Raw genomic sequence first — 25,469 nt, forward strand, 5'->3', positions numbered from 1 at the left:
TTGCGGCGTACGCCTCATGGCCGAGGCGAATACCCGACCTCAGACAGGTGCCACCCCGCCCGACGGCTCTTACTCTGACCGCCATGACCGCTCTCGACCCCTCTGATGCCGTACGCGGCACTTCCTCCCGCGCACCCGAGCCGGACACGGGCACGGACCCCGGGGACGACACCATCCTCGGCCGCCGCTACCGCGCGCTGACCCTCGGCATCATCGCCGTCGTCTCCCTCATCGCCTTCGAGGCGAGCGCGGTCAACACCGCCATGCCGGTCGCGGCCCGCGCGCTGGACGGCGTCGCCCTGTACGCGTACGCCTTCTCCGCCTACTTCACCGCGAGCCTGTTCGCGATGGCGCTGTCGGGGGAGTGGTGCGACCGCAAGGGGCCGCTGCCGCCGCTGTTCACCGGCATCGTGGCGTTCGGCGCGGGGCTGGTGGTGGCGGGGACGGCGCAGCGGATGTGGATGTTCGTGGGCGGGCGCGCCGTCCAGGGCATCGGCGGCGGTCTGGTGATCGTCGCCCTGTACGTCGTCGTCGGGAGGGCCTTTCCACGGCGGCTCCAGCCCGCCGTGCTGGCCTCCTTCTCCGCCGCGTGGGTGCTGCCCGTCATCGTCGGGCCGGTCGTCGCCGGGGCCATCACCGAACAGGCCGGGTGGCGCTGGGTGTTCCTGTCCATCCCGCTGCTGGTGCTGCTGCCGCTCACGGTGATGCTCCCGGCCCTGCGCACCCTGCCGCCCGGCGGCCGCTCCCCGGCCATGAACCGCCGCCGCATCCTGCTCGCGCTGGCCGTCGCGGCCGGAGCCGGGCTGCTCCAGTACGCGGCCCAGGACCTGGCCTGGCCCTCCCTCCTCCCGGCCGCCGCCGGGCTCGCGCTGCTCGTCCCGTGCGTGCTGCGGCTGCTCCCCCCGGGCACCTTCCGCGCCGCCCGTGGGCTGCCGTCGGTGGTGCTGCTGCGCGGGGTCGCGGCGGGGTCCTTCCTGGGTGCGGAGAGCTTCGTTCCGCTGATGCTGGTCACCCAGCGCGGCCTGTCCGCGACCGCCGCCGGACTGGCCCTCACGGGCGGCGGGCTGACCTGGGCGCTCGGCTCGTACACCCAGAGCCGCCCCCGCCTGGAGCCGTACCGGGAACGGCTGATGGGGCTGGGCATGCTGCTGATCGCCGTGTCCATCGCCCTGGTTCCGCTGGCGCTCGCCGACGCCGTCCCGGTGTGGACCGTCGCCGTCGCGTGGGCGGTCGGCGGCTACGGGATGGGGATCACCATCTCCAGCGCGAGCGTCCTGATGCTGACGCTGTCCCGGCCCGAGGAGGCGGGCAGCAACTCCTCCTCGCTGCAGGCCTCCGACGCGCTCGGCAACATCACCCTGGTCGGGCTGAGCGGCGTCCTCTTCGTAGCCTTCGGCGGCGCCGCGACAGCCCCCACCCACGCCGGGACAGCCCACGCCGCGACGACCTCCCACCCCACGGCCTTCGCCGCCGTCTACGCCGCGATGGCCACGGTGGCCCTGGCAGGCGCCTGGCTGACCACGCGCCTGCGGCCGCAGCCCGTATCGCGGTAGCACCGTGTGGTACCACGCGGTACCATCGGGTTCATGGCTGCCCTGAATCTACGCTTTACCGACGAAGAGCTGGACGCCTTGCGCAAGCGCGCCGAGGCGGAAGGCCGGAGCATGCAGTCGTTCGCGCACGATGCGGTGATCGCGGCGATCAACGAGCACTCGCGGCTCTTCAACGAGGCCGCGGCCCATGTGCTGAAGGTCAGCGAAGAGCTGAACCGGAGGCTCGCCTGATGCACTACCTCACGTTGCCCGAGCTGCTGAACCTCGCCGAGCGGCTCGGGACCGACGAGGTGCGCGACTACGGGCTGCTGGAATCCGCGCTGGCTCGCCCGCAGGCCAGTGTTTTCGGCCAGGACGCCTACCCGGACGTATGGCAGAAGGCGGCGGCACTGATGGAGTCGCTGGCCCGTAACCACGGCCTGGTGGACGGCAACAAGCGCCTCGCGTGGTACGCGACCTGGGTCTTCCTGCACGTCAACGGACACCCGCTCAGCGCGGACTTCGACGTCGACGACGCGGAGCGGTTCGTGCTCGGCGTCTGCCAGGGCGAGCTGGACGTGCCCAAGATCGTGGAGCAGCTGCCCCGCTTCGCGGTCCGGGTGTGAGCCTGATCCCACCCGTGGGTGGGATCGGGGCGTACCCCCGAAGCGTGACGGGCGGCACCGGTAGGCTGACGCGGTTCCCCATCGACCCCGCCGAGTCAGCCCGCGACGGAGACCGTGAGTACTACTGCCGCCTCCACCAGCCATCACCTCTCGCCCGCCTTCCCCGGACGGGCGCCCTGGGGTACCGCGAGCAAGCTGCGCGCCTGGCAGCAGGGCGCGTTGGACAAGTACATCGAGGAGCAGCCACGGGACTTCCTCGCGGTCGCGACCCCCGGCGCCGGTAAGACGACGTTCGCGCTGACGCTCGCCTCCTGGCTGATGCACCACCACGTCATCCAGCAGATCACCGTCGTCGCGCCCACCGAGCATCTGAAGAAGCAGTGGGCGGAGGCCGCGGCCCGCATCGGGATCAAGCTGGACCCGGAGTACAGCGCGGGCCCGGTGGGCAAGGAGTACCACGGCGTCGCCGTGACCTACGCGGGCGTCGGCGTGCGGCCCATGCTGCACCGCAACCGGAGCGAGCAGCGCAAGACGCTCGTCATCCTCGACGAGATCCACCACGCTGGTGACTCCCGCTCGTGGGGCGAGGCCTGCCTGGAGGCGTTCGAGCCCGCGACCCGGCGGCTCGCGCTCACCGGCACCCCCTTCCGGTCGGACACCAACCCCATCCCCTTCGTCACCTACGAAGAGGGCAACGACGGCATCCGCCGCTCCTCCGCCGACTACACGTACGGCTACGGCAACGCGCTGAACGACGGCGTCGTGCGGCCCGTCATCTTCCTCTCCTACAGCGGCAACATGCGCTGGCGCACCAAGGCGGGCGACGAGATCGAGGCGCGGCTCGGCGAGCCGATGACCAAGGACGCGGTCTCCCAGGCGTGGCGCACCGCGCTCGACCCGCGCGGCGACTGGATGCCCAACGTGCTGCGCGCCGCCGACAACCGGCTGTCCGAGGTCCGCAAGGCCATCCCGGACGCGGGTGCCCTCGTCATCGCCTCCGACCAGGACTCGGCGCGCGCGTACGCCAAGCTCATCCGCGAGATCACCGGCTCCAAGCCCACCCTGGTGCTGTCCGACGAGGACGCCGCCTCGCAGCGCATCGAGGACTTTACCCACTCCGACGACCGCTGGATGGTCGCGGTCCGCATGGTGTCGGAGGGCGTGGACGTGCCGCGCCTCGCGGTCGGGGTGTACGCGACGACGATCTCCACGCCGCTGTTCTTCGCCCAGGCCGTCGGCCGTTTCGTACGGTCGCGGCGGCGCGGCGAGACCGCGTCCGTCTTCCTGCCCACCATCCCGAACCTGCTCGGCTTCGCCAACGAGATGGAGGTCGAGCGCGACCACGTCCTCGACAAGCCGAAGAAGGACGGCGAGGAGGAGGACCCGTACGCTGAGGAGGACAAGCTCCTCGCGGAGGCCGAGAAGCAGCAGGACGAGGACACCGGCGACCAGGAGGCGCTGCCCTTCGAGGCGCTGGAGTCGGACGCGGTCTTCGACCGGGTGCTGTACGACGGCGCCGAGTTCGGCATGCAGGCGCACCCGGGCAGCGAGGAGGAGCAGGACTACCTCGGCATCCCCGGGCTCCTCGAACCCGACCAGGTGCAGATGCTGCTCCAGAAGCGGCAGGCCAAGCAGATCGCGCACAGCCGCAAGAAGCCGGACGCGGAAGCGGATCTGCTGGAGATGCCCGCCGAGCGGCGTCCCGTGGTCACCCACAAGGAGCTGCTGGAGCTGCGGAAGCAGCTGAACACGCTGGTGGGGGCGTACGTCCACCAGAGCGGCAAACCGCACGGCGTGATCCACACCGAGCTGCGCCGGACCTGCGGCGGGCCGCCGAGCGCGGAGGCGACGGCGGGGCAGCTCCGGGAGCGGATCAAGAAGGTGCAGGAGTGGGCCACCCGGATGCGGTGACGCGGACGCGGTGACGCACGCGCGGTGACGCACGCGGGGTGACGCGATCGCGGCTGCGCACCTGCGGTGACGCGGTGAGCGAGGGATCTGCTCGGATTCTGGACAAAGTCTTCCGCTGAGCGGACCCGCTCGCTACCGTTCGTGCACGCACACGCCCCGTGGCAGCGTCGCCCCGGAGTGCAGCCGTTGCGTACCACCGCGACCGGCGGAGCACCCTCGCGGAGAGCCGCCACCCATCACCGAGGAGGGGGCGTCGTGACCGCGGAGACCTCCCAGACGCTGGACCGGGGACTGCGCGTCCTGAAGCTGCTCGCCGACACCGACCACGGGCTGACCGTGACCGAGCTGTCCACCAAGCTCGGCGTCAACCGCACCGTGGTCTACCGGCTGCTGGCCACCCTCGAACAGCACTCCCTGGTCCGCCGGGACATCGGCGGCCGGGCCCGGGTCGGGCTCGGGGTGCTGCAGCTCGGCCGCCAGGTGCATCCGCTGGTGCGGGAGGTGGCGCTGCCCGCGCTGCGGTCCCTCGCCGAGGACATCGGCGCCACCGCCCACCTCACCCTGGTCGACGGCACCGAGGCGCTGGCCGTCGCCGTCGTCGAGCCGACCTGGACCGACTACCACGTCGCCTACCGGCCCGGTTTCCGCCATCCGCTGGACCGGGGCGCCGCCGGGCGCGCGATCCTCGCCGCCCGCGCGGGCCGCCCCGACGACCCCGGGTACGCGCTCACCCACGGTGAGCTGGAGGCGGGCGCGAGCGGCGCGGCCGCCCCGCTGGTCGGGGTGACCGGGATCGAGGGCAGCGTGGGCGTGGTCATGCTGTGCGACGCGGTGCCGGAGCGGGTCGGCCCGCGGGTCGTGGACGCGGCCCGGGAGGTCGCGGACGCCCTGCGGTGACGGGGCGGGCGCCCTGCGGTGACGGGGGCTGACCAGGGCGGCGCGTCGGCCGTCCCGCCGGTCAACTAAATTCATTCCCATGCCTGCCGTCTCCCTCCGCGCCGCCTCCCCCCGCGCCCGGATCCTCGCCGTCTGCGCCGTGCTCGTCATCGCCCTGCTCGCGGTCGCCGCGCTCGCCCCCCTGCCGTTCACCGTGGCCCAGCCGGGCACCACCGTGAACGTCCTCGGGGCGGACGGCGGCAAGCAGGTGATCACCGTCTCGGGGAGCGACACCCGTAAGACCAAGGGCCAGCTGCGGATGACGACGATCGCGGCGACCGGCCCGGAGGCCAAGGTCCGGCTGGGCGACGTGGTCAGCAGCTGGTTCCGCACCGACCGCGCGGTGCTGCCGCGCGAGGCGGTGTACGTGGGCGACACGACCAAGGACATCGAGAAGCACAACGCCGACGAGATGCGGAAGTCCCAGAACACGGCCACCAGCGCCGCCCTCGGCTACCTCAACAGGTCGCCGGGCGACGTCAAGGTGAAGCTGCGCCTCGCGGACGTGGGCGGCCCCAGCGCCGGGCTGCTGTTCTCCCTCGGCATCGTCGACAAGCTGGACGGCGACGGCCGCGGCGGCGACCTGACCGGCGGCCGCACGATCGCGGGCACCGGCACGATCGACGCCCGCGGCAAGGTCGGCCCGGTGGGCGGCGTCCCCCTCAAGACCCAGGCCGCCAAGCGGGACGGCGCGACGGTCTTCCTGGTCCCCAAGGACGAGTGTAAGGACGCCGAGACCGAGCAGCCGAAGGGCCTGCGGCTGATCCCCGTGACCACCCTCGACGGCGCCGTGAAGGCCCTGAACAACCTCCAGTCGGGCGGCGCGGTCCCGAGCTGCTAATCGAAGCGCGGTACGTGGGGTACACGCGGCGTCGCGAGCCGCAGCTGCTCGGCGCGTAAGTGGTGCAGTACGTGGTGGACGTGGTCGCCGTGCATACGCTCTCCCCCAAGGGTCGGGTCTTGGGTCAGTCCTCGTCGCGCGGGAAGCCGTGCAGATGGACGCGGTACCGGGCGGAGTGCTCGGCGTCCGGGCCGACCCCCTTCTCGCGGTAGCTCTCGATCACTTCGTGCACCTTGTCGAGCATTTCCCGGGCAAGCTCCGGCGTCAGGCGCAGCATGTAGTCGCTGATGTCCGCGTTCGCGCGCCACTCCGCGGGCCATTCGTGCAGCAGGGTGTTCATCGCGCCGCGCACGGACGGGTCGGGGTGGCGCAGCAGCTCGTCGGTGGCCAGCTTCGTCGTACCGTGCGCCGCCTTCCACCACCGCTCCCGCCCCTTGCCGCGCTCCGGGTCGTCCGCGACGAACCCATACGCGGCCAGCTGCCGCACGCCCCCCGGGCCGGTCAGATCATGCACGTCAATCCTCGGCGGCCTGCTGTACCAAGGGGATGATCCGGAGCGGGACCGGGTTTTCCATGACGATCGCCGTCGACGCGCGCACGATGCCCTCGATGCCCACGACGCGGTCGATCACCCGCTGGAGGTCCGCGTTCGAGCGGGCGACCAGGCGGCAGAGCATGTCGCCCTCGCCCGTCGTGGTGTGCAGCTCCAGGACCTCGGGGACGCTCGCCAGGTGGGTGCGGACGTCCGGGCCCTGGCCCTGTTTGATCTCCAGGGTGGCGAAGGCCGTGACCGGGTAGCCCAGCGCCGCCGGGTCGACGTCCGGGCCGAAGCCGCGGATCACGCCCTGGGTGCGCAGCCGGTCCAGCCGTGCCTGGGCCGTGCCGCGGGCGACGCCGAGGCGGCGGGAGGCCTCCAGGACGCCGATGCGGGGCTCCCGGGCGAGCAGTTCGATCAGGCGGGCGTCGAGCGCGTCGATCCCCATGGGGCCTCCCTGTGATGGTGGTCACTCTGTGCAGAATGCTGCCCTGATTCGAGGCATGGCTATGCAACCTGCGCAGCGATTTCCGCAACTGTTGCGCACCCTGAGTCCCGGAGAGACGCTGCCCCCATGACTGAGATCCTGAACCCCACCCCGACCACCGCGCGGCAGGCAGACCCCTTCCCGGTGAAGGGCATGGATGCGGTCGTCTTCGCCGTCGGCAACGCCAAGCAGGCCGCCCACTTCTACGCCACCGCCTTCGGCATGAAGCTCGTCGCCTACTCCGGACCGGAGAACGGCAGCCGGGAGACCGCCAGTTACGTCCTCGTCTCGGGCAGCGCCCGCTTCGTGTTCACTTCCGTCATCAAGCCGTCCGGCCCCTGGGGTCACTTCCTCGCCGACCACGTGGCCGAGCACGGCGACGGCGTGATCGACCTCGCCGTCGAGGTCCCGGACGCGCGGGCCGCGTACGCGTACGCGGTCGAGCACGGCGCCACCGGGATCGAGGAGCCGCACGACGTCAAGGACGAGCACGGAACGGTGGTGCTCGCGTCGATCCGTACGTACGGCGACACCCGCCACACCTTCGTGGAGCGCTCCGGCTACGACGGCCCGTACCTGCCGGGGTACGTCGCCGCCGCGCCGATCGTCCAGGCGCCGGAGAAGCGGCTGTTCCAGGCCATCGACCACTGCGTCGGCAATGTCGAACTGGGCCACATGGACGAGTGGGTGGCCTTCTACAACAAGGTCATGGGCTTCACCAACATGAAGGAGTTCGTCGGCGACGACATCGCCACCGAGTACTCCGCCCTGATGTCGAAGGTCGTCGCGGACGGCACCCGGAAGGTCAAGTTCCCCCTGAACGAGCCCGCGGTGGGGAAGAAGAAGTCGCAGATCGACGAGTACCTGGAGTTCTACGGCGGCCCGGGCGTCCAGCACATCGCCCTCGCCACGAACGACATCGTGGCGACGGTCCGCGCGATGCGCGCCGCGGGCGTCCAGTTCCTGGACACGCCCGACTCGTACTACGAGACCCTGGGGGAGTGGGTCGGGGACACCCGGGTGCCCATCGAGACCCTGCGCGAGCTGAAGATCCTGGCGGACCGGGACGAGGACGGGTACCTGCTGCAGATCTTCACCAAGCCGGTGCAGGACCGGCCGACGGTCTTCTTCGAGATGATCGAGCGGCACGGGTCCATGGGATTCGGCAAGGGGAACTTCAAGGCGCTGTTCGAGGCGATCGAGCGCGAGCAGGAAAAGCGCGGCAACCTCTGATCAACATCTGATCACCCCGCTGATCATCCCGCCCACCGCCCCGACAGGAAGGTGAGGGTCAGGACGGTGCTCAAGGGCGCCACAAGACAGAGGTAGACCGTCCTGACCTGCGGCCAACGCACGCTCCACCCCGCCAGCCCGATCCACAGCGGCCACCACAGCAGGGTGGAGCGGGGGATGGACATGAACCAGTACGAGGTGCCCAGCGCCCACAGCGTGAGGGCGATGTAGGCGGCCTCGGCCCACCGCCGCCGCCACAGCAGCACGCCGAGCAGGACGAGCCCGAGGACCATGGCCACCAGCTCGGCCTGGAACATGGCGGCGAACCCGGTGGACTGGCCGCCGCCGAAGGCCGCGTCCCAGGTCTGGGACCAGCTCTTCCACGGGGTCTCGAACGTGCGCGACCAGCCGCGCTCCTGGGCGTGCTTCCAGGCCATCCAGTCGCCGGTGTGAGCCTGCAGATACCAGCCGTATAAGGCCGGGGGCAGCGCGGGCAGCGCCAGCCACGGCAGTGACCGCCAGTGCCCACGGGTGCGTACGGCGGTGAGGGCGAAGTGGACGGCGATGGCGGCGGCCAGGAAGAGGCCGCTGATCCGCACGGTCGTGGCCAGCGCGGTCAGCAGCGCGGCGGCGGCCCACCGCTGCCGCTGGGCGGCGAGCCAGCCGGGCAGGGCGAACGCGAGGAAGAGCGCCTCGGTGTAGCCGACGGCCAGGAAGACCGCGCACGGGGAGAGCAGGAAGAACAGGACGGTGCGCCGGTCGCCGTCCGTGCCGGGCAGCCGCAGCCGGGCGATCCGGGCGAGCGCCACGACCCCGACGGCCCCGCCGACGAAGGAGATCAGCAGCCCCGCCGCGCCCCAGCTCGGGATGACGGTGTGCAGGGCGCGCAGCAGCAGCGGGAAGCCGGGGAAGAACGCCTCCCGGCTGTCCCACTTCTTGTCCCAGGGCCCGCTCTCCCCGGGGAAGTAGCCGTCGCGCGCTATGTGGAGGTAGTGCCCCCAGTCCCACCGCTCGAAGGGTTCGAGGAGGCGGGAGGGCTCGTGCGCGCGGCCGTCACCGGGGAACATCCAGCGGACGCAGTAGGCCGTGATCCAGATGGATATCCGGGTCAGCAGATACAGCCACAGCACCTCGCGGTCGCCCGGCCCCAGCCAGCCGGGCAGCCGGTCGCGCAGCTTGGCGGACAGGCGCGGCGCGGGCCGCTCCCGCGCCGCGGCGGCCCACGCGGGGCGGCGGGGTGCGGGGTGGCGTGGCTCGGGAGGTGCGACTGACATACAGGGATCTTTCGCGTAGACGTGAGGCTGCCTCCTGGGGGAGACGTCGTCTCGGGTGGGTACGTCACGTCGTCGCTCCTATATTCACCTGCGGTACGACATTCGGGTTACCCAACCGGGAAGAATCGGAGTGATACAGCACACAATGCGCCGCTCGTGCCAGAAAAATGGAACACCAGCTCGGTTGGAGAATCCCACCGTCTACACTCTCGGCATTTCCTGTTCACCCCAACACGGTGTGTTCTCTTGGGAGTTGTTGAGTTCGCATGCAGACGGACAAGTACCAGACGGGTCGGTTGACGAGGCGCAGGTTCGCCCTGGCCGGTGGCGCGGCCGCCGCGGGAGCGCTCGGGGCGTTCGCGGTACGGCCCACCGAAGCCGAGGCCGCTCAGGTCGCTCAGGCCGAAACAGGGGTCGCTGAAGCCGCCGGTGGCCGGTTCGACCTCTCGGTGCCCTCCACGCAGCTGATCCGCGAGAAGGCACCGCACAACAACACCGTGCTGCAGTCCTTCGCGTTCGACGACGCCAACGGCCACCTCTACACGATCCAGATGATGCAGGGCGGCCTCCGGCTCAGCGGCGAATCCGCCCCCGTCTCCGGCGCCGACCGGGCCAAGCGCGGCGACATGTGCGTCACGAAGCTGTCCCTCACCGGCACCAAGCTCGGCCACATGTACGTCAGAGGCTTCGGCCACGGCGTCTCCATCGGCTGTGAGCCGGTCGGCGCCACCGCCTATCTGTGGGCCGAGTCGGACGCCAACCCCGACTCCGGCTACGGGCGCGCCATCAGCCGCTTCGCCTTCAAGGACGGCGCCGTCCTCGACAGCGGCTCGTCCGGCCTGGCCACCCACCGCCCGGTGCCCGGCTCGACCAGCAACCAGCCCGCCGTCGACATGCTCAACAAGCGGCTGCTGCTGCGCTACCGCCAGGGCGACCAGGTCCGCTACCGGCTGATGAGCCTCGCCGCGGTCACCGCGGGCGACTACACCGCGGTGTACGACGACATAGCCCAGGCCGGGATCGAGGAGGGCGAGGTCTTCCAGGGCTTCACGCTGCTCGGCGACTACGTGTACCAGCTCACCGGCACCAACTACACCGACGAGGACGGCTCCAACCCGCCCTCCGGCCACGGCAACGCCCATGTCTCGTGCGTCGATCTGCGCACCGGCCAGCTGGTCCAGCGCTCCCGCACCGAGGCCGGATACTCGCTCGGCTACCGCGAGCCCGAGGGCATGGCCGTCCAGCTCACCAGCCCCCGCAGGCTGTGCATGGGCTTCGCGTCCGGCGCGTCCGGCGCCCGCGAACTGAGCGTCTACTACAAGCCGCAGTGACCGGAGCGCGATAACCCACTCGCCGCGCCGATCTTCCCTGGCGCCCCGCCGAGTGCGAGCCTGGACGTATGACCGACCTCATCGAGTCGTTGCGGGAGGGCCTCCCCGAGGAGGCGGTGCTGACCGACCCCGATGTCACGGCGGCGTACGCCAACGACATGGCGAGCTTCTGCGACGCGGGCGCGCCCGCCGTGGTCGTCCTCCCGCGCACAGTCGAGCAGGTGCAGCACGTGTGCCGTACGGCCACGGCGCTGCGAGTCCCCGTCGTCCCCCAGGGCGCGCGCACCGGCCTGTCGGGCGCGGCCAACGCGTCCGACGGCTGCGTCGTGCTGTCCCTGATCAAGATGGACCGCATCCTGGAGATCAACCCGGTCGACCGGATCGCGGTCGTCGAACCGGGCGTGGTCAACGCGACGCTGTCGCGCGCGGTGCTGGAGAAGGGGCTGTACTACCCCCCGGACCCCAGCAGCTGGGAGCAGTGCACCATCGGCGGCAACATCGGCACGGCGTCGGGCGGGCTGTGCTGCGTGAAGTACGGCGTGACCGCCGAGTACGTCCTCGGCCTGGACGTCGTCCTCGCCGACGGGCGGCTGCTGTCCACCGGCCGCCGCACCGCCAAGGGCGTCGCGGGCTACGACCTGACCCGCCTCTTCGTCGGCTCCGAGGGGAGCCTCGGCATCGTCGTACGGGCCGTCCTCGCGCTCAAGCCCGCCCCGCCCGAACAGCTCGTCCTGGCCGCCGAGTTCCCCTCCACCGCGGCCGCGTGCGACGCGATCTGCCGCATCATGGAGCGCGGCCATGTGCCGTCGCTGCTGGAGCTGATGGACCGTACGAGCGTGCGCGCGGTCAACGCCCTGGGCGGCATGGGCCTCCCCGAGTCCACCGAGGCCCTGCTGATGGCCGCCTTCGACACCCCGGACCCCGCGTCCGACCTGGCCGCCGTGGGCGAGCTGTGCACGGCCGCCGGGGCGACCGAGGTGGTCCCGGCGGAGGACGCGGCCGAGTCCGATCTGCTGCTCCAGGCCCGCCGCATGACCCTGACCGCGCTGGAGGCGGTCAAGGGTGTCACGATGATCGACGACGTGTGCGTGCCGCGCTCCCGCCTCGCCGAGATGATCGACGGCACGGCCGCCATCGCCGAGAAGTACGCCCTCACCATCGGCGTCGTGGCCCACGCGGGCGACGGCAACACCCATCCGACGGTCTGCTTCGACCCCGCGGACGAGGACGAGTCGCGGCGGGCGCGCGAATCGTTCGACGAGATCATGGCGCTGGGGCTGGCGCTCGGCGGCACGATCACGGGGGAGCACGGGGTGGGCGTGCTGAAGCGGGAATGGCTCGCGCGTGAACTGGGACCGGTGGGGGTGGAGTTGCAGAAGGGCATCAAGCAGGTCTTCGACCCCTTGGGACTGCTCAACCCGGGAAAGCTCTTCTAGGGGCATAGCGCCCCGGGATGCCCGCTGTCATGGCTTCCCTCATTGCCCGCCAAAACGGCACGGGCCGGTGACACAGTAGATACGGGCCGCGGGCCCGTCTGATAGACCTTGACATCGCGCTCCGGGTTGCACTGCGGCAGCGCAGGACAGCAGTACAGCAGCACGGCGAGCACAGATACGGGACATCGGAGATCATGAGCGCCCCTTCCTCAGGATCCGCTGACGGCAGCTCCATTCCTGGTTTTTATCCGGATCCGTCCATTCCCAACTACATCCGGTATTGGAACGGCGCCGCATGGGTGCCCGGGACGAGTCGGCCTGCTCCGGCGGAGGGCGAGGCCATGCCCGCCGCGCCGCCCGGGGTCACCCACACCCAGGTCACCGCGCCGGTGCCGGACGAGACCGGCCCGATGTTCCTGGACGAGGACCCACAGGCGCTGCCCGCGCCGGAGACCGGCGGGGCCCTGCCCGAGCTGCGGGCCCGTGCCGAGATGGACGTACGGGACTCCGCCGTCCACGACCCCGCCCCGGGCGGCGTCATGGGCACCGAGCCGGTGCCGCCCGGCGGCATGGCCGCCCCGGTGGACTGGGACGATCCGCAGCGGCTGCACGGCACCCGCCCCGGCGCCGGGACCGCCTGGCAGGCCGACGCGTCCCACCAGGCCGGGTTCGGCGGTGAGCCGGACCGCCGGATCTCCTGGGGCTCCCCGGAGCCGGACGACCCACGGGCGGGGCTGCCCGACCCGCGCGGCGCGGCGGACGGCGAGACCGGTGGCGTCGGGAGTGGCCGTGGTGAAGGCGGTCGCGACCAGGGCACGCTGACCATGCGCGGCGACGGCATGGGCGGTACGGGCGGTACGGGCGCCACGGGCGACCGCAAGGATCGCGCCACCCACGCCCTCCCCGCCGTACCCAGCGCCCCGGAGCAGCCCGAGGGCACGATGGCGATGCGCGCGCTGCGGCCGACCGGCCGCGACGAGGGCACGATGACGTTCCGTACGCTCGACCGCGACGCCCCGCAAGGCCCCCAGCAGCCGCCCCAGCCCCAGCAACACCAGCCTCAGCAGCACCAGCCTCCGCAGCCGCCCCAGCAGCAGCAATCCCCGCCGCAGCAGCCCTACGGCGGCATCCCGGCCCAGCCGTCCCCCGGCGGCGCCCCCGGCGGCTGGCAGCAGCAGGTGCACCAGCTCGCCCAGCAGCCCCAGCAGCCCCAGCAGCCCCAGCAGCCACAACAGCCGCATCAGCCGCAGCAGCCCCAGCAGGGCGCGCCCGAGAGCGTCATCCCCTGGAAGCCGCCGGTCGACAACCCGTTCCTCGCGGCCGCCCAGGCCGAGGGGCGGCCCGCCGGGCTCGGCCGCCGCTTCGCCGCCCGGCTGATCGACATGGTCGTGCTGCTCGCCATCACCGGGGCGGCCGGGTTCCCGCTGTGGGGGAAGGCCACCGACCACATCGACGAGAAGGTGGAGGCGGCCAAGCAGTCCGGCGAGACCGTGACCGTCTATCTGCTCGACGGCACCACCAGCGGCTATCTCGCCATCGTGCTGGGCGTGCTGCTGCTCGCCGGGGTCCTCCTGGAGGCGCTGCCGACGTCCCTGTGGGGCCGTACGCTCGGCAAGAAGCTGTGCGGGGTGCGGGTCCTGGACATCGAGGAGCACGACACCCCGTCGTTCGGCTCCGCCCTGCGCCGCTGGCTGGTGTACGGGGTGCTGGGCGTGCTGGTGATCGGCGTGGTGAACGTGGTCTGGTGCCTGTTCGACCGCCCCTGGCGGCAGTGCTGGCACGACAAGGCCGCCCGCACGTTCGTCGCGACGGCCGACTGAGCCGCCCCGGGGCGATCCGGACCCGAAGCGAGCCCCAAAGGGGGCATCCGGATCGCCCGAATGGGGCGTGCCGGATGCGGTTGTCCCCGATCGGCGGTCGACTCGGGGGATGAGCACCGACCAGCCGCCGCCATCCGGGGACGAGCCCCGCGACCGGGATCCGTTCGCCAAGCAGCAGCCGCCGCCCCGGGCGAACGGCTCCCCCTACGGCGACCACGACGGCGGCGACGACCCGCTCGCGGGCATGCCCCCGCTCGCCCACCTCGGCCGCCGCCTCGCCGCCCGGATCCTCGACGGGCTGATCATCGGCATCCCGATCGGCGTGATCATGGCGCTGATCCTGGGCACCTACTACCCGATGGGCGACGGCAGCGACGCCCGCTCGTCCGTGTTCACGCTCGTCTACGTCCTGGTCTACTTCGTCTACGAGGGGCTGATGCTGACCCGCTACGGCCAGACCCTCGGCAAGAAGGCCATGAAGATCCGGGTGGCCATCCTGGAGACCGGCGAGACCCCGGCGGGCGGGCCCGGCTGGGTGCGCGCCGCCGTGTACGCGCTGCCCGAGATCGTGCCCTGCTGCGGCGCTGTCTTCTGGCTGGTCAACGTCTTGTGGTGCACCTGGGACCGGCCGTATAGGCAGTGTCTGCACGACAAGGCGGCCAAAACGGTCGTCGTCTCGGCCGAGCCGTGACGCCGCCGGACCCCCTCTGAGCCCTCGGCCCGCCGCGAGCGGTCCGGAGGGCTGCTGATGTAATCGGGGGCATGAGCCCCGACCAGCTGTCGTCGCCCCCGTACCCCGACCTCGCGGGGATGCCCCCGCTGGCCACGCCCGGCCAGCGTTTCGTCGCCCGGCTGATCGACGGCCTCGTGCTCGGCGCCATCTGGACCGTGGCGCTCGGCATGACGGGTGCGCTCCAGTACGGCATGGAGCACCCGGGTGAGCAGGACCTGGGCAAGGTGATGGGCGGGCTGCTCATCACCATGGCGGTCTATTTCGGCTATGAGGGCGCCATGCTGGCGCGCAGCGGTCAGACGCTTGGCAAGAAGGCGATGCGCATCCGGGTGGCCATGCTCTCGGACGGGAACATTCCGGGCGGCCAGGGCTGGGTGCGCGCGGCGGTCTACACCCTGCCGGGACTGCTGATCCCGGTGCTCGTCGGCACCCTGTTCTGGGTGGTCAACGCCGTCTCACTGCTGTGGGACAAGCCGTTCCAGCGCTGCCTGCACGACAAGGTCGCGCGGACGGTCGTGGTCTCAGCCGTGCAGTGAGTGCTCCCGCGTCGGCTCGGCCACCGCGGACCCCGCCAGCGGGCGGTGACCGCGCACCGGGCGGCGGGAACGGGACGGACGGGACACCGGCACGGTGAGGGCTACCAGCAGCCCGAGCGCGAGACCGGCCACGGTCACCATGCCCACCCCGAGCCCCGAGCGGGTTTCGGAGAGCAGCAGCATGGCCAGTGTCGACAGGACGACGGTGGCCGATCCGTAGGCGAGCTGGGCAGAAGTCGGACGCGGCATGGCGGGATCCGTCCTCAGGGGGCATCGATATGCGGGGGTATGAGTCCGGCTGATGTGCGCCGTCAAAATGACTCTACGGTCCTGGATGCCCGATGGGGAGCGGGACTAAGCGTGACCTCACCCACGGGGGAGGAGCACGGGGGCGCACGGAGTCATGTACTGACCCGTCACATGCAAAGTCAAGGACTGTCTTTTCTCCTGCCACTCCGGTCAAATGTGCGGCACCGGTGTGTGGAAGGGGAGGAACAAGTGAACAGCCAACGGAGGGCGGCCAGATCGGCCGCGGTCGCCACGGTGGTGGCCGCGCTCGGCGCGGCCGCGCTGTCAACGGGCGTCGCCCAGGCGGACGCACCATCTACGCGTGTCGAACGCCATGACCCGGCGCCCGCGAAGACGGACGTCGAGCACGATCTGCAGGGCCCGTTCAGCAAGCAGCGGGAGGCGCAGCGTCAGGACGCGCTGCGCCAGGTCATATCCGGGGACAAGGAGACCACCCGGCGCGGCGCGTCGGAGGTGGTGAAGCTCGGCAAGGGCAAGTACGTCGAGCTGGCCCGGGAGAAGACCGACAAGATCTTCACCGTGCTCGTGGAGTTCGGCGACAAGGTCGACGACACCACGATGTACGACCCGGACGGCGCCGACGGCCCCGAGCCGCCGGTGAAGAAGTACGGCGGCGACCCGGGCCCGGCGCACAACACGATCGCCGAGCCGGACCGCGCCCAGGACAACAGCACCGCCTGGCAGAAGGACTACAACCGGAAGCACTTCCAGGACCTGTACTTCTCCGAGGCCAAGGGCAAGGAGTCGCTGAAGAAGTACTACGAGAAGCAGTCCTCGGGCCGCTACTCGGTAGACGGCGAGGTCTCCGACTGGGTCAAGGTCGACTGGAACGAGGCCCGTTACGGCTCCAACTACTGCGGCGACACCAACTGCGCCAACGCCTGGGACCTGATACGCGACGGCGTCAACCAGTGGGCGAAGGACCAGAAGGCGGCGGGCCGTACCGACGCGCAGATCAAGGCGGACCTGGCCCAGTACGACCAGTGGGACCGCTACGACTTCGACGGCGACGGCAACTTCAACGAGTCCGACGGCTACATCGACCACTTCCAGATCGTGCACGCCGGTGAGGACGAGTCCGCGGGCGGCGGCGCCGAGGGCGAGAACGCGATCTGGGCGCACCGCTGGTACGCGTACGGCAGCGACGCGGGCAGCACAGGGCCCGGCGCCAACAAGGCGGGCGGCACCCAGATCGGCGACACCGGCATCTGGGTCGGCGACTACACCATGCAGCCGGAGAACGGCGGCCTCGGCGTCTTCGCCCACGAGTACGGCCACGACCTCGGCCTGCCCGACGAGTACGACACCACGGGCAAGGGCGAATCGTCCGTCGGCTACTGGTCGTTGATGTCCGCGGGCTCCTGGCTGGGCACCGGGAAGGACTCCATCGGCGACCTCCCCGGCGACATGAACGCCTGGGACAAGCTCCAGCTCGGCTGGCTCAACTACGGCACCGCGAAGGCCGGTACGAAGTCCCGGCACACCCTCGGGGTCGCCGAGTACAACACCAAGAACAAGCAGGCGCTGGTCGTCAGCCTCCCCGACAAGGCCGTCACCACCGAGATCACCGCGCCCGCCGAGGGCACCAAGCAGTGGTGGTCCGGGATGGGCGACGACCTGAAGAACACCCTCACCCGGTCCGTCGACCTCACGGGCGCGGCCAAGGCGAGCCTGGACCTCCAGGGCTGGTGGGACATCGAGGAGAACTTCGACTACCTCTACACCGAGGTCTCCACGGACGGCGGCGCCAACTGGACGCCGGTCGACGGCACCGCGGACGGCAAGGCCATCCCGCGCGACGCGGGCGACAAGCCCGCGCTGACCGGCGTCTCCGGGGCGTACAAGAAGCTCTCCTTCCCGCTGGACGCCTACGCGGGCAAGAAGATCGACCTCCGCTTCCGCTACCAGACGGACAGCGGGGTCGCGCAGAAGGGCTTCACCGCCGACGCCATCTCCCTGACCGCGGACGGCAAGCCCGTCGTCACCGATGGCGCCGAGGGCGACGACAACGGCTGGACGGCGGACGGCTTCTCGCGCGTCGGCAAGTCCTTCACCAAGGACTACCCGCAGTACTACCTCGCCGAGAACCGCCAGTACGTCAGCTACGACAAGACCCTGAAGACCGGCCCGTACAACTTCGGCTGGGCCTCCACCCGGCCGTCCTGGGTCGAGCACTTCCCGTACCAGAACGGTCTGCTGATCTGGCAGTGGGACACCTCGCAGCCGGACAACAACGTCGGCGTCCACCCCGGCTCCGGTCTGATCCTCCCGGTCGACGCGCACGCCGCGCCGGAGAAGTGGGCGGACGGCACGCTGATGCGCAACCGCATCCAGGCGTACGACTCGACCTTCAGCTGGTACCGGGCCGACGGCTTCACGATCCACAAGGACGGGAAGGCCGCGAAGATCAAGGGCAAGCGGGGCGTACCGGTCTTCGACGACCGCAAGGGTACGTACTGGGACAAGTCGAACCCCACCGCCGGGGTCCAGGTTGCTGACACCAACACCCGGATCTCGATCCTCCGGGAGCGCCCGGACGGCCAGACGATGACCGTCCAGGTGGGTCCCTCGTCATAGCCGCAGGTCAAAGCCGTGACGGCCGTCACCCACTAGCGGGCGACGGCCGTTCGCGTTTAGATGCACCTAGACCTTCTTATTGACACGACGTCTCACGGGGGACATGAACCGTATGGCTGATGGAGGATTCACGAAGCTGCCGGGTGGCAATGTGGTGGTGGCACTGACCCTGCCCCGCCCGCTGGGCGAGGGCGGCGTCCGCGTCCTGGTCCACGCCGCGAACCGGGCGCGCGCCCTGACCAGGCTGCGCAACCTGGGGCTTCGCGCCGTGTATCTGCGCGGCAACAGCGCGCCACCGACGCCCGACGAGGTGACGGCGGTGCTCCACCACCCCGACGGCCTCATCTGGCGCACGTCCCCCGACATCGGCGGCGAGCTGTGGCACCCCATCGCCGCCCTGCTGCGGCCCAAGGCGACCGCCTGACGGACGTCTGAACGCCTCCGGGGCCCGGTCCACCGCGGACCGGGCCCCGGAGCGCTTCTCAGCCGTTTCCCCGTCGCTTCTCAGCCGTTTCTCAGCCCACCGGCTGCCCGCTCAGCCGGACGCCCGCGTCCCGCAACTCCTCCAGGGCCCGCTGGGTGGTCACGGGGGCCACGCCCACGGTCAGCCCGAGCAGCACGTGGGTCACGAACCCCTCGCGCCGCGCGTCCAGCGCGGTGGCCCGTACGCAGTGGTCGGTGGCGATCCCGACCACGTCCACCTCCGTCACGGCCCGCTCCCGCAGCCACGCCGCCAGCGTCGTCCCGTGCTCGTCGACGCCCTCGAAGCCGCTGTACGCCGCGGCGTACGCGCCCTTGTCGAAGACCGCGTCGATCGCGCCCGACGCCACCGCGGGCGCGAAATTCGGGTGGAAGCCGACCCCCTCCGTGCCCGCGACACAGTGCGGCGGCCAGGTGCGCTCGTAGTCCGGGTGCTCGGAGAAGTGATCGCCCGGGTCGATGTGGCGGTCGCGGCTGGCCACGATGTGGCGGTAACCGGGCGACGCCTCCCCGATGTAGTCGGTGATGGCGGCGGCGATGTCCGCGCCGCCCGTCACCGCGAGGCTTCCGCCCTCACAGAAGTCGTTCTGGATGTCGACGACGATCAGTGCCCGGTGCATCGCGCACGCCTTCCGGCTCGGCCCGTGGTGGTCACAGCAGTAGCGGCGGCGGCAATCGACGCCATGGTCGTCATGGACGTACCCCTCACGCCTGGGAGTACTCCGTCGGCAGCACCGGATCGCCCTGCGACAGCTGTGTCGCCGACAGGGGCAGCCCCGCCCGCGCCGCCGCATGGCGGTCGCGCGCCGCGTCCAGCGGCTCCCGGGCCACGATCTCGCCGCCGCGCACCAGCTCGATCTGCAGCATGTGCTCCGCCAGGGCCTCCGGGACGGGGCCGCTGCCGATCACCTCGGCCTCGGCCACCCCGTCCGCGTCCGGCCGCCGGGCGGCCCACTTGCGGCCACCGATCGAGGTCTTCGCGCCCATTGACTTCTTCGCCACCGGCACCAGCGGCGCGTCGGCCGCGTCGGACTGGGCGCGGGCGACCAGCTTGTAGACCATCGAGCAGGTCGGATGGCCGCTGCCGGTCACCAGCCGGGTGCCGACCCCGTACGCGTCCACCGGGGCCGCGGCGAGCGAGGCGATCGCGTACTCGTCCAGATCGCTGGTGACCACGATCTTCGTGCCCTTGGCGCCCAGGTCGTCCAGCTGCTGCCGCACCCGGTGGGCCAGCAGCAGCAGATCGCCGGAGTCGATCCGGACGGCGCCCAGCTCCGTACCCGCGATCTCCACCGCGGTGCGCACCGCCTCGGCGACGTCGAAGGTGTCCACCAGCAGGGTGGTGTCGCTGCCGAGCGAGGCGACCTGGGCGGTGAAGGCGTCGCGCTCGTTGTCGTGCAGCAGGGTGAAGGCGTGGGCGCTGGTACCGACGGTGGGGATGTTGTAGCGGAATCCGGCCGCGAGGTCCGAGGTGGTGGCGAAACCGCCGACGTACGCGGCCCGCGCGGCGGCCACGGCGGCCAGCTCATGGGTGCGGCGCGCGCCCATCTCGATCAGCGGACGGCCGCCCGCGGCGACGGACATCCGGGACGCGGCGGCGGCGACCGCCGAGTCGTGGTTGAGGATGGAGAGGATCACCGTCTCCAGCAGCACGGCCTCGGCGAACGTGCCCTCCACCCGCATGATCGGCGAGCCGGGGAAGTAGACCTCACCCTCCGGGTAGCCCCAGATGTCGCCGCGGAACCGGAAGTCGGCGAGCCAGGCGAGCGTCGGCTCGTCCACGATCCGGTGCTGCGCGAGGAAGTCCAGGACGCCGCCGTCGAAGCGGAAGTTCTCGACGGCGTCGAGGACCCGCCCGGTGCCCGCGACGACGCCGTAGCGCCGCCCCTCGGGCAGGCGCCGGGTGAAGACCTCGAAGACCGAGCGGCGGTCGGCGGTGCCCGCCCGCAGCGCGGCCTGCAGCATGGTGAGTTCGTACCGGTCGGTGAACAGGGCAGTCGATGGCACGTCCACCGGCAGTCCCAAGTCCGCAGTGTCCATGTTGATGATGTTACCTCGCATACTCGTCAGAGTGACGAGATCTGGGTGCCGGTTTAGGCGACCGGCCCTACCGGGTGGCAGCATTGGGGGTGTGAGTGTCAGTCCGGTGGAGATCGAACGTCCAGAATCCAGCGAGGCGCCGATGGAGGTGCCTGAGCCGGACGTTCCCTGGGTGACGGTGGTCCACAATGACCCCGTCAATCTCATGAGCTATGTCACGTACGTGTTCCAGAGCTACTTCGGCTACTCCAAGGACAAGGCGCACAAGCTGATGCTCGACGTTCATCACAAGGGGCGCGCGATCGTCTCCAGCGGCAGCCGCGAGGAGATGGAGCGCGACGTGCAGGCGATGCACGGGTACGGGCTGTGGGCGACGCTCACGCAGGAGCGCTGATGTCGGGACGTTTCGAGCCGCTGCCGGGCGGCGGTGCCGCCGTCGCCCTGGACGAGGTGGAGATCTCCATCCTGCGCAGCCTCGCCGTGCAGCTCGCGGAGCTGATCGGGCCGGGCGACCAGCCCGCCGGGGCCGAGGACCCGCTGGACGCGCTGTTCGCCGAGGGGCCCACCAGGCCGCCGAGCGACCCGGTGCTGGCCCGGCTGTTCCCGGACGCCTACGGGGCGCCGGACGAGAAGCTGGAGGGGGACGCGGAGAAGGAGGCGCGGGCCGCCTCGGCCGAGTTCCGCCGGTACACCGAGAACGACCTGCGGGCCCGCAAGCGCGATGACGCCCTGGCGATGGTGCGCGACCTGGACTCGCTCTCTTCTGGTGCGGCTGCCAAGGAACCGGCGGTGCTGGAGCTGCCCCCGCAGAAGTCCCGGCAGTGGCTCGGCGCCCTCAACGACCTGCGGCTGGCGATCGGGACCCGTTTGGAGGTCACCGACGATGACGACGGCGGCGAGCTGCTCGGGCTGCCCGACTCCGATCCGCGCAAGCCGATGGTGATGGCGTACTTCTGGCTCGGCGGGCTGCAGGAGACGCTGATCGAGACTCTTCTCTGATCGCCATCCCTTATCCCCCTCTCTGATCACTCTCTCTGATCACTGAGTGTTCGTTTAGAGAGTGCTCAACTCCGGATAACGATCGCATCACTGCGATCACTCGCTTTGTTGTACGTGACAACATTTGTCCAGTTCTCCCTGTGGCGTGCCTCACAGTCGGCTGAGTCGATCAGCGTTGCTCTCGTGATAAATCTTCACGATCGCCAGCCGCACAGGGAGAAAGGCACATCACATGACCTCAGCGGCGCCTGAAGAAGGCTATGAGCGCGGCTTGGGCAGCCGACAGGTACAGATGATCGCCATCGGCGGTGCCATCGGTGTCGGTCTGTTCATGGGAGCCGGGGCGAACATCGCCAAGGCCGGCCCCAGCATCATCCTGATGTACGCCCTCGCGGGCGTCGTCATCTTCTTCATCATGCGAGCGCTCGGAGAGCTGCTCCTGTACCGCCCTGTCTCGGGCTCCTTCGCGGAGTACGCCCGTGAGTTCCTGGGGCCGTTCTTCGGTTATGTGACCGGCTGGACCTACTGGCTCATGTGGGTCGTCACCGGCATGGCCGAGCTGACCGCCGCGGCCATCTATATCCACTTCTGGTTCCCGTCGATCCCGCAGTGGGTCAGCGCCCTGGTCTTCCTGGTCGTGCTCTTCGGCGTCAACCTGATCTCGGTGAAGATCTTCGGCGAGGTCGAGTTCTGGTTCTCGATGGTCAAGGTCACCGCGATCATCGGCATGATCGTCATCGGTCTCGGCGTGCTGACCCTCGGCTTCTCGGAGGCCGGAGACACCGCGGCCGCCTCCAACCTCTGGTCGCACGGCGGCTTCTTCCCGAATGGCATAGGCGACAGCCTGATGACGCTCCAGGGCGTCATGTTCGCCTACCTCGCCGTCGAGCTGGTCGGCGTCACCGCGGGCGAGTCCGAGGACCCCGAGAAGACCCTGCCCAAGGCGATCAACACCCTGCCGTTCCGCATCATCGTCTTCTACGTCGGCGCCCTGCTCGTCATCCTCTCCGTCGTGAAGTGGACCGAGTTCTCCGCGGGCGAGAGCCCCTTCGTGCACGCCTTCTCGGTGATCGGCATCCCCTTCGCGGCGGGCATCGTCAACTTCGTCGTCCTCACCGCGGCCCTGTCCTCGTGCAACTCCGGCATGTACTCCACCGGCCGGATGCTGCGCGACCTGGCCTCCAACAGCGAGGCGCCGAGCGTCTTCGGCAAGCTCAACGCCCGTAAGACCCCGTTCGCCGGTATCGCCCTCTCCGCCTTCCTCATGGGCATCGGCGTGGTGCTGAACTACACCGTCCCGGACAAGGTCTTCCTCTACGTCACCTCGGTGGCCACCGCGGCCGGGATCTGGGCCTGGGCGATGATCCTCGTCAGCCACATCCGCTACCGCCGCGCCGTCGTGGCCGGGCGGCTGCCCGCCTCGTCCTTCCCGGCGCCCGGCGGTTCGGCCTTCAGCTGGGTGGCGCTGATCTTCCTCATCGGCGTCACCGGTCTGATCGCGTACGACAAGGACGCCCGGATCTCGCTGTACGTCGGGGCCGTCTGGGCCGTGTTCCTGGTGATCGGCTGGTTCGTGCTCAAGAACCGCACGCCGCAGGTCGCCGCCGAGGAGCGCGAGGTCGAGTACGCCCGGGACTGATGCCTGGGTCTGGCGCCTGGGCCTGACGCCCGGGACTGACCCCTTCCGCCCCTTGGGCGCGTCGTCTCAGCAGGCGGGCTCCGGACCGACGTCCGGAGCCCGCCTCCTATTGTGTGGTCCATGCTGACCATCACCCAGGTCCTCCACGACCAGATCGTCGCGCACGCCCGGGCCGACCACCCCGACGAGGCATGCGGCGTCATCGCGGGCCCGGCCGGAAGCGGCCGCCCCGAGCGGTTCATCCCGATGCTGAACGCGGCCCGTTCCCCCACGTTCTACGAGTTCGACTCGACCGATCTGCTCAAGCTCTACCGCGAGATGGACGACCGCGATGAAGAGCCGGTCGTGATCTATCACTCGCACACCGCCACCGAGGCGTACCCCTCGCGTACGGACATCACCTACGCCAATGAGCCCGGCGCCCACTACGTCCTCGTGTCCACCGCCGACTGCGGCAACGAAGAGGGACCCTTCCAGTTCCGCTCGTACCGGATCATCGACGGTGAGGTCACCGAGGAAGAAGTCGAGATCATCCCGGGTTGACCCCTGATGTCGTCTCGCATCGTGGGTGTTACCCGTCCGTATCACGGGATGAGCTTCCGGGGGGCGGATCGGGAATCGATACGATGAGTTCATGGTTTTCGATGACGTGAGCGAGAAGGCGCCGGGCATGCTGCTCGTGGCGCGGCTCCACGTCGACCTGTGCCGGCTCGCCAGCGCGATGTGTCCGCGCGGCGCCGAGGCCGTCTGAGCGCGCGTCTCCGGCGCCGAAGCCCGCCCGCAAGCCCGCAAGCGAAGCCCGAAGCTCGAAGTCCTTCGACGACAGTCCTTCGACGACGCCCACCCGGCCCGATCATGGTCCGGAAGTCCACCCCGCCCTCCCACAGGAGATTGAGAATGGCCATCGAGGTCCGCATCCCGACCATCCTCCGCACCTACACCGACGGCCAGAAGGCGGTCGAGGGCAGCGGGACCACGCTCGCCGAGCTGTTCGCCGACCTGGAGTCCCGGCACACCGGCATCCAGGAGCGCCTGGTCGACGGAGGCGAGCTGCGCCGCTTCGTCAACGTCTACCTGAACGACGAGGACGTCCGCTTCCTCGACGGCATCACCACCAAGCTCTCGGACGGCGACAGCGTGACGATCCTCCCGGCCGTCGCGGGCGGAATGTACTGATGCGCTACGACAGCCCCCTGGCAGCCGTCGGCAATACGCCGCTCGTCCGGCTGCCACGGCTCTCGCCCTCCCCGGAGGTCCGGGTCTGGGCGAAGCTGGAGGACCGCAACCCGACCGGCTCGATCAAGGACCGCCCCGCGCTCCATATGATCGAACAGGCCGAGAAGGACGGCCGGTTGACGCCCGGCTGCACCATCCTGGAGCCGACCTCCGGCAACACCGGTATCTCGCTCGCCATGGCGGCCAAGCTCAAGGGCTACCGCATCGTGTGCGTTATGCCGGAGAACACCAGCGAGGAGCGGCGCCAGCTGCTCGCCATGTGGGGCGCGGAGATCATCTCCTCGCCCGCCGCGGGCGGCTCCAACACCGCCGTCCGGGTGGCCAAGGAACTGAGCGCCGAGCACCCCGACTGGGTGATGCTCTACCAGTACGGGAACCCGGACAACGCGGGCGCCCACTACGCCACCACCGGCCCTGAGATCCTGGCCGACCTGCCCTCCGTCACCCACTTCGTCGCCGGGCTCGGCACCACCGGCACCCTGATGGGCGTCGGCCGCTTCCTGCGCGAGAACAAGCCCGGGGTGCAGATCGTCGCCGCGGAGCCGCGCTACGACGACGTCGTATACGGGCTGCGCAACCTGGATGAGGGCTTCATCCCCGAGCTGTACGACGAGTCCGTCCTCACCACCCGCTTCTCCGTCGGCTCGGAGGACGCGGTGGCCCGTACCCGTGAACTCCTCGCCCAGGAGGGCATCTTCGCGGGTGTCTCCACCGGCGCCGCGCTGCACGCGGCCCTCGGCGTCGCACGCAAGGCCGTCAAGGCCGGGGAGAGCGCTGACATCGTCTTTGTCGTCGCGGACGGTGGCTGGAAGTACCTGTCGACCGGCGTCTACACCGCGGCCACCACCGAGGAGGCGGTCGAGACGCTGCACGGCCAGCTCTGGGCGTAGGCCCTGTCCGGCCGTACGGCTCCCGCGCGGCGCGGGAGCGGGGAATACGGGGCTGCCCGGGGCTCCGT

27 protein-coding genes are annotated in these 25,469 nt (G+C 70.4%); 21 read left to right on the forward strand and 6 right to left on the reverse strand.

Annotated elements, in window-relative coordinates:
• Positions 1-83: 83 nt before the first annotated feature.
• From ACFV9T_RS05905 to ACFV9T_RS05930, 6 genes are all read left to right on the forward strand, one after another.
• A complete protein-coding gene (locus ACFV9T_RS05905; protein WP_385436935.1) occupies positions 84-1,553 on the forward strand; it encodes an MFS transporter in 1,470 nt (489 codons plus the stop codon).
• Positions 1,554-1,586: 33 nt separating this feature from the next.
• Positions 1,587-1,784 (forward strand): Arc family DNA-binding protein, encoded by a 198-nt coding sequence (locus ACFV9T_RS05910; protein WP_385436936.1) that lies wholly within the window; start codon positions 1,587-1,589, stop codon positions 1,782-1,784.
• Entirely contained in the window at positions 1,784-2,158 is a 375-nt protein-coding gene (locus ACFV9T_RS05915) for a type II toxin-antitoxin system death-on-curing family toxin (protein ID WP_385436937.1), read from the forward strand. The genes ACFV9T_RS05910 and ACFV9T_RS05915 overlap by 1 nt, the downstream gene beginning before the upstream one ends.
• A 114-nt stretch (positions 2,159-2,272) precedes the next feature.
• A complete protein-coding gene (locus tag ACFV9T_RS05920) occupies positions 2,273-4,069 on the forward strand; it encodes a DEAD/DEAH box helicase (protein WP_385436938.1) in 1,797 nt (598 codons plus the stop codon).
• Positions 4,070-4,324: 255 nt separating this feature from the next.
• A complete protein-coding gene (locus tag ACFV9T_RS05925) occupies positions 4,325-4,966 on the forward strand; it encodes an IclR family transcriptional regulator (RefSeq protein ID WP_385436940.1) in 642 nt (213 codons plus the stop codon).
• 79 nt (positions 4,967-5,045) lie between these two features.
• On the forward strand, positions 5,046-5,846 hold the full coding sequence (locus ACFV9T_RS05930; RefSeq protein WP_385436941.1) for a S16 family serine protease: 801 nt from the start codon (positions 5,046-5,048) through the stop codon (positions 5,844-5,846).
• Positions 5,847-5,970: 124 nt separating this feature from the next.
• Here the strand turns inward: ACFV9T_RS05930 and ACFV9T_RS05935 are convergent, their stop codons facing one another.
• Together ACFV9T_RS05935 and ACFV9T_RS05940 are read right to left on the reverse strand one after the other, a co-directional pair.
• A complete protein-coding gene (locus ACFV9T_RS05935) occupies positions 5,971-6,360 on the reverse strand; it encodes a hypothetical protein (RefSeq protein WP_385436943.1) in 390 nt (129 codons plus the stop codon).
• 1 nt (position 6,361) lies between these two features.
• On the reverse strand, positions 6,362-6,829 hold the full coding sequence (locus ACFV9T_RS05940; protein ID WP_385436945.1) for an Lrp/AsnC family transcriptional regulator: 468 nt from the start codon (positions 6,827-6,829) through the stop codon (positions 6,362-6,364).
• A gap of 126 nt (positions 6,830-6,955) precedes the next feature.
• On the opposite strand from ACFV9T_RS05940, the gene hppD reads away from it, so the two are divergent.
• On the forward strand, positions 6,956-8,101 hold the full coding sequence (gene hppD / locus ACFV9T_RS05945) for a 4-hydroxyphenylpyruvate dioxygenase (protein WP_385436947.1): 1,146 nt from the start codon (positions 6,956-6,958) through the stop codon (positions 8,099-8,101).
• Positions 8,102-8,124: 23 nt separating this feature from the next.
• Here the strand turns inward: hppD and ACFV9T_RS05950 are convergent, their stop codons facing one another.
• A complete protein-coding gene (locus ACFV9T_RS05950; RefSeq protein ID WP_385436949.1) occupies positions 8,125-9,375 on the reverse strand; it encodes a mannosyltransferase family protein in 1,251 nt (416 codons plus the stop codon).
• 266 nt (positions 9,376-9,641) lie between these two features.
• Here ACFV9T_RS05950 and ACFV9T_RS05955 point away from each other — a divergent pair, with 266 nt between their 5' ends.
• The 5 genes from ACFV9T_RS05955 (at position 9,642) to ACFV9T_RS05975 (ending at position 15,231) form a co-directional block, all read left to right on the forward strand.
• Positions 9,642-10,706: a teichoic acid biosynthesis protein C gene (locus ACFV9T_RS05955; RefSeq protein WP_385436951.1), complete on the forward strand. Its 1,065-nt coding sequence runs from the start codon at positions 9,642-9,644 to the stop codon at positions 10,704-10,706.
• Between the two features lie 68 nt (positions 10,707-10,774).
• Positions 10,775-12,142, forward strand: a complete 1,368-nt coding sequence (locus ACFV9T_RS05960) for an FAD-binding oxidoreductase (RefSeq protein WP_385436953.1) — start codon at positions 10,775-10,777, stop codon at positions 12,140-12,142.
• A gap of 194 nt (positions 12,143-12,336) precedes the next feature.
• A complete protein-coding gene (locus ACFV9T_RS05965) occupies positions 12,337-13,962 on the forward strand; it encodes an RDD family protein (protein WP_385436954.1) in 1,626 nt (541 codons plus the stop codon).
• A gap of 109 nt (positions 13,963-14,071) precedes the next feature.
• Positions 14,072-14,653: an RDD family protein gene (locus ACFV9T_RS05970; protein ID WP_385436955.1), complete on the forward strand. Its 582-nt coding sequence runs from the start codon at positions 14,072-14,074 to the stop codon at positions 14,651-14,653.
• A 71-nt stretch (positions 14,654-14,724) separates the two neighbouring features.
• Positions 14,725-15,231 (forward strand): RDD family protein, encoded by a 507-nt coding sequence (locus ACFV9T_RS05975; RefSeq protein ID WP_385436957.1) that lies wholly within the window; start codon positions 14,725-14,727, stop codon positions 15,229-15,231.
• Here the strand turns inward: ACFV9T_RS05975 and ACFV9T_RS05980 are convergent.
• Positions 15,217-15,480 (reverse strand): hypothetical protein, encoded by a 264-nt coding sequence (locus tag ACFV9T_RS05980; RefSeq protein WP_385436958.1) that lies wholly within the window; start codon positions 15,478-15,480, stop codon positions 15,217-15,219. The two genes, ACFV9T_RS05975 and ACFV9T_RS05980, sit on opposite strands and share 15 nt — an antisense overlap.
• Before the next feature lie 249 nt (positions 15,481-15,729).
• Here ACFV9T_RS05980 and ACFV9T_RS05985 point away from each other — a divergent pair, with 249 nt between their 5' ends.
• The gene (locus tag ACFV9T_RS05985) at positions 15,730-18,117 is read left to right on the forward strand and encodes an immune inhibitor A domain-containing protein (RefSeq protein WP_385436959.1); all 2,388 of its coding nucleotides are present in this window, start codon (positions 15,730-15,732) and stop codon (positions 18,115-18,117) included.
• A gap of 112 nt (positions 18,118-18,229) precedes the next feature.
• The gene (locus tag ACFV9T_RS05990) at positions 18,230-18,541 is read left to right on the forward strand and encodes a hypothetical protein (protein WP_385436961.1); all 312 of its coding nucleotides are present in this window, start codon (positions 18,230-18,232) and stop codon (positions 18,539-18,541) included.
• A 91-nt stretch (positions 18,542-18,632) separates the two neighbouring features.
• On the opposite strand, the gene ACFV9T_RS05995 is transcribed toward ACFV9T_RS05990, so the two are convergent.
• Together ACFV9T_RS05995 and ACFV9T_RS06000 are read right to left on the reverse strand one after the other, a co-directional pair.
• Positions 18,633-19,217 carry an isochorismatase family protein gene (locus ACFV9T_RS05995; RefSeq protein ID WP_385436962.1) on the reverse strand — a complete coding sequence of 195 codons (585 nt, stop codon included), beginning with the start codon at positions 19,215-19,217 and terminating at the stop codon, positions 18,633-18,635.
• Between the two features lie 85 nt (positions 19,218-19,302).
• A complete protein-coding gene (locus ACFV9T_RS06000; RefSeq protein ID WP_385436963.1) occupies positions 19,303-20,637 on the reverse strand; it encodes a nicotinate phosphoribosyltransferase in 1,335 nt (444 codons plus the stop codon).
• A gap of 82 nt (positions 20,638-20,719) precedes the next feature.
• On the opposite strand from ACFV9T_RS06000, the gene clpS reads away from it, so the two are divergent.
• The 7 genes from clpS (at position 20,720) to ACFV9T_RS06035 (ending at position 25,401) form a co-directional block, all read left to right on the forward strand.
• A complete protein-coding gene (clpS, locus tag ACFV9T_RS06005) occupies positions 20,720-21,031 on the forward strand; it encodes an ATP-dependent Clp protease adapter ClpS (RefSeq protein ID WP_385437129.1) in 312 nt (103 codons plus the stop codon).
• A complete protein-coding gene (locus tag ACFV9T_RS06010) occupies positions 21,031-21,636 on the forward strand; it encodes a DUF2017 domain-containing protein (protein WP_385436965.1) in 606 nt (201 codons plus the stop codon). Before clpS ends, ACFV9T_RS06010 begins: the two co-directional genes overlap by 1 nt.
• A 232-nt stretch (positions 21,637-21,868) precedes the next feature.
• Positions 21,869-23,275: an amino acid permease gene (locus ACFV9T_RS06015; protein ID WP_385436966.1), complete on the forward strand. Its 1,407-nt coding sequence runs from the start codon at positions 21,869-21,871 to the stop codon at positions 23,273-23,275.
• A 120-nt stretch (positions 23,276-23,395) separates the two neighbouring features.
• Complete coding sequence (locus tag ACFV9T_RS06020; protein ID WP_385436967.1) at positions 23,396-23,818, forward strand: Mov34/MPN/PAD-1 family protein; 423 nt, start codon at positions 23,396-23,398, stop codon at positions 23,816-23,818.
• Positions 23,819-23,909: 91 nt separating this feature from the next.
• A complete protein-coding gene (locus ACFV9T_RS06025) occupies positions 23,910-24,026 on the forward strand; it encodes a putative leader peptide (RefSeq protein WP_385436969.1) in 117 nt (38 codons plus the stop codon).
• Between the two features lie 146 nt (positions 24,027-24,172).
• Positions 24,173-24,451 (forward strand): MoaD/ThiS family protein, encoded by a 279-nt coding sequence (locus ACFV9T_RS06030; protein ID WP_385436970.1) that lies wholly within the window; start codon positions 24,173-24,175, stop codon positions 24,449-24,451.
• Positions 24,451-25,401, forward strand: coding sequence for a PLP-dependent cysteine synthase family protein (locus ACFV9T_RS06035; protein WP_385436972.1), 951 nt, complete (start codon positions 24,451-24,453; stop codon positions 25,399-25,401). Before ACFV9T_RS06030 ends, ACFV9T_RS06035 begins: the two co-directional genes overlap by 1 nt.
• Positions 25,402-25,469: the final 68 nt, after the last annotated feature.

Source organism: Streptomyces sp. NPDC059850 (genome assembly GCF_042731515.1).
Lineage (GTDB): Bacteria > Actinomycetota > Actinomycetes > Streptomycetales > Streptomycetaceae > Streptomyces.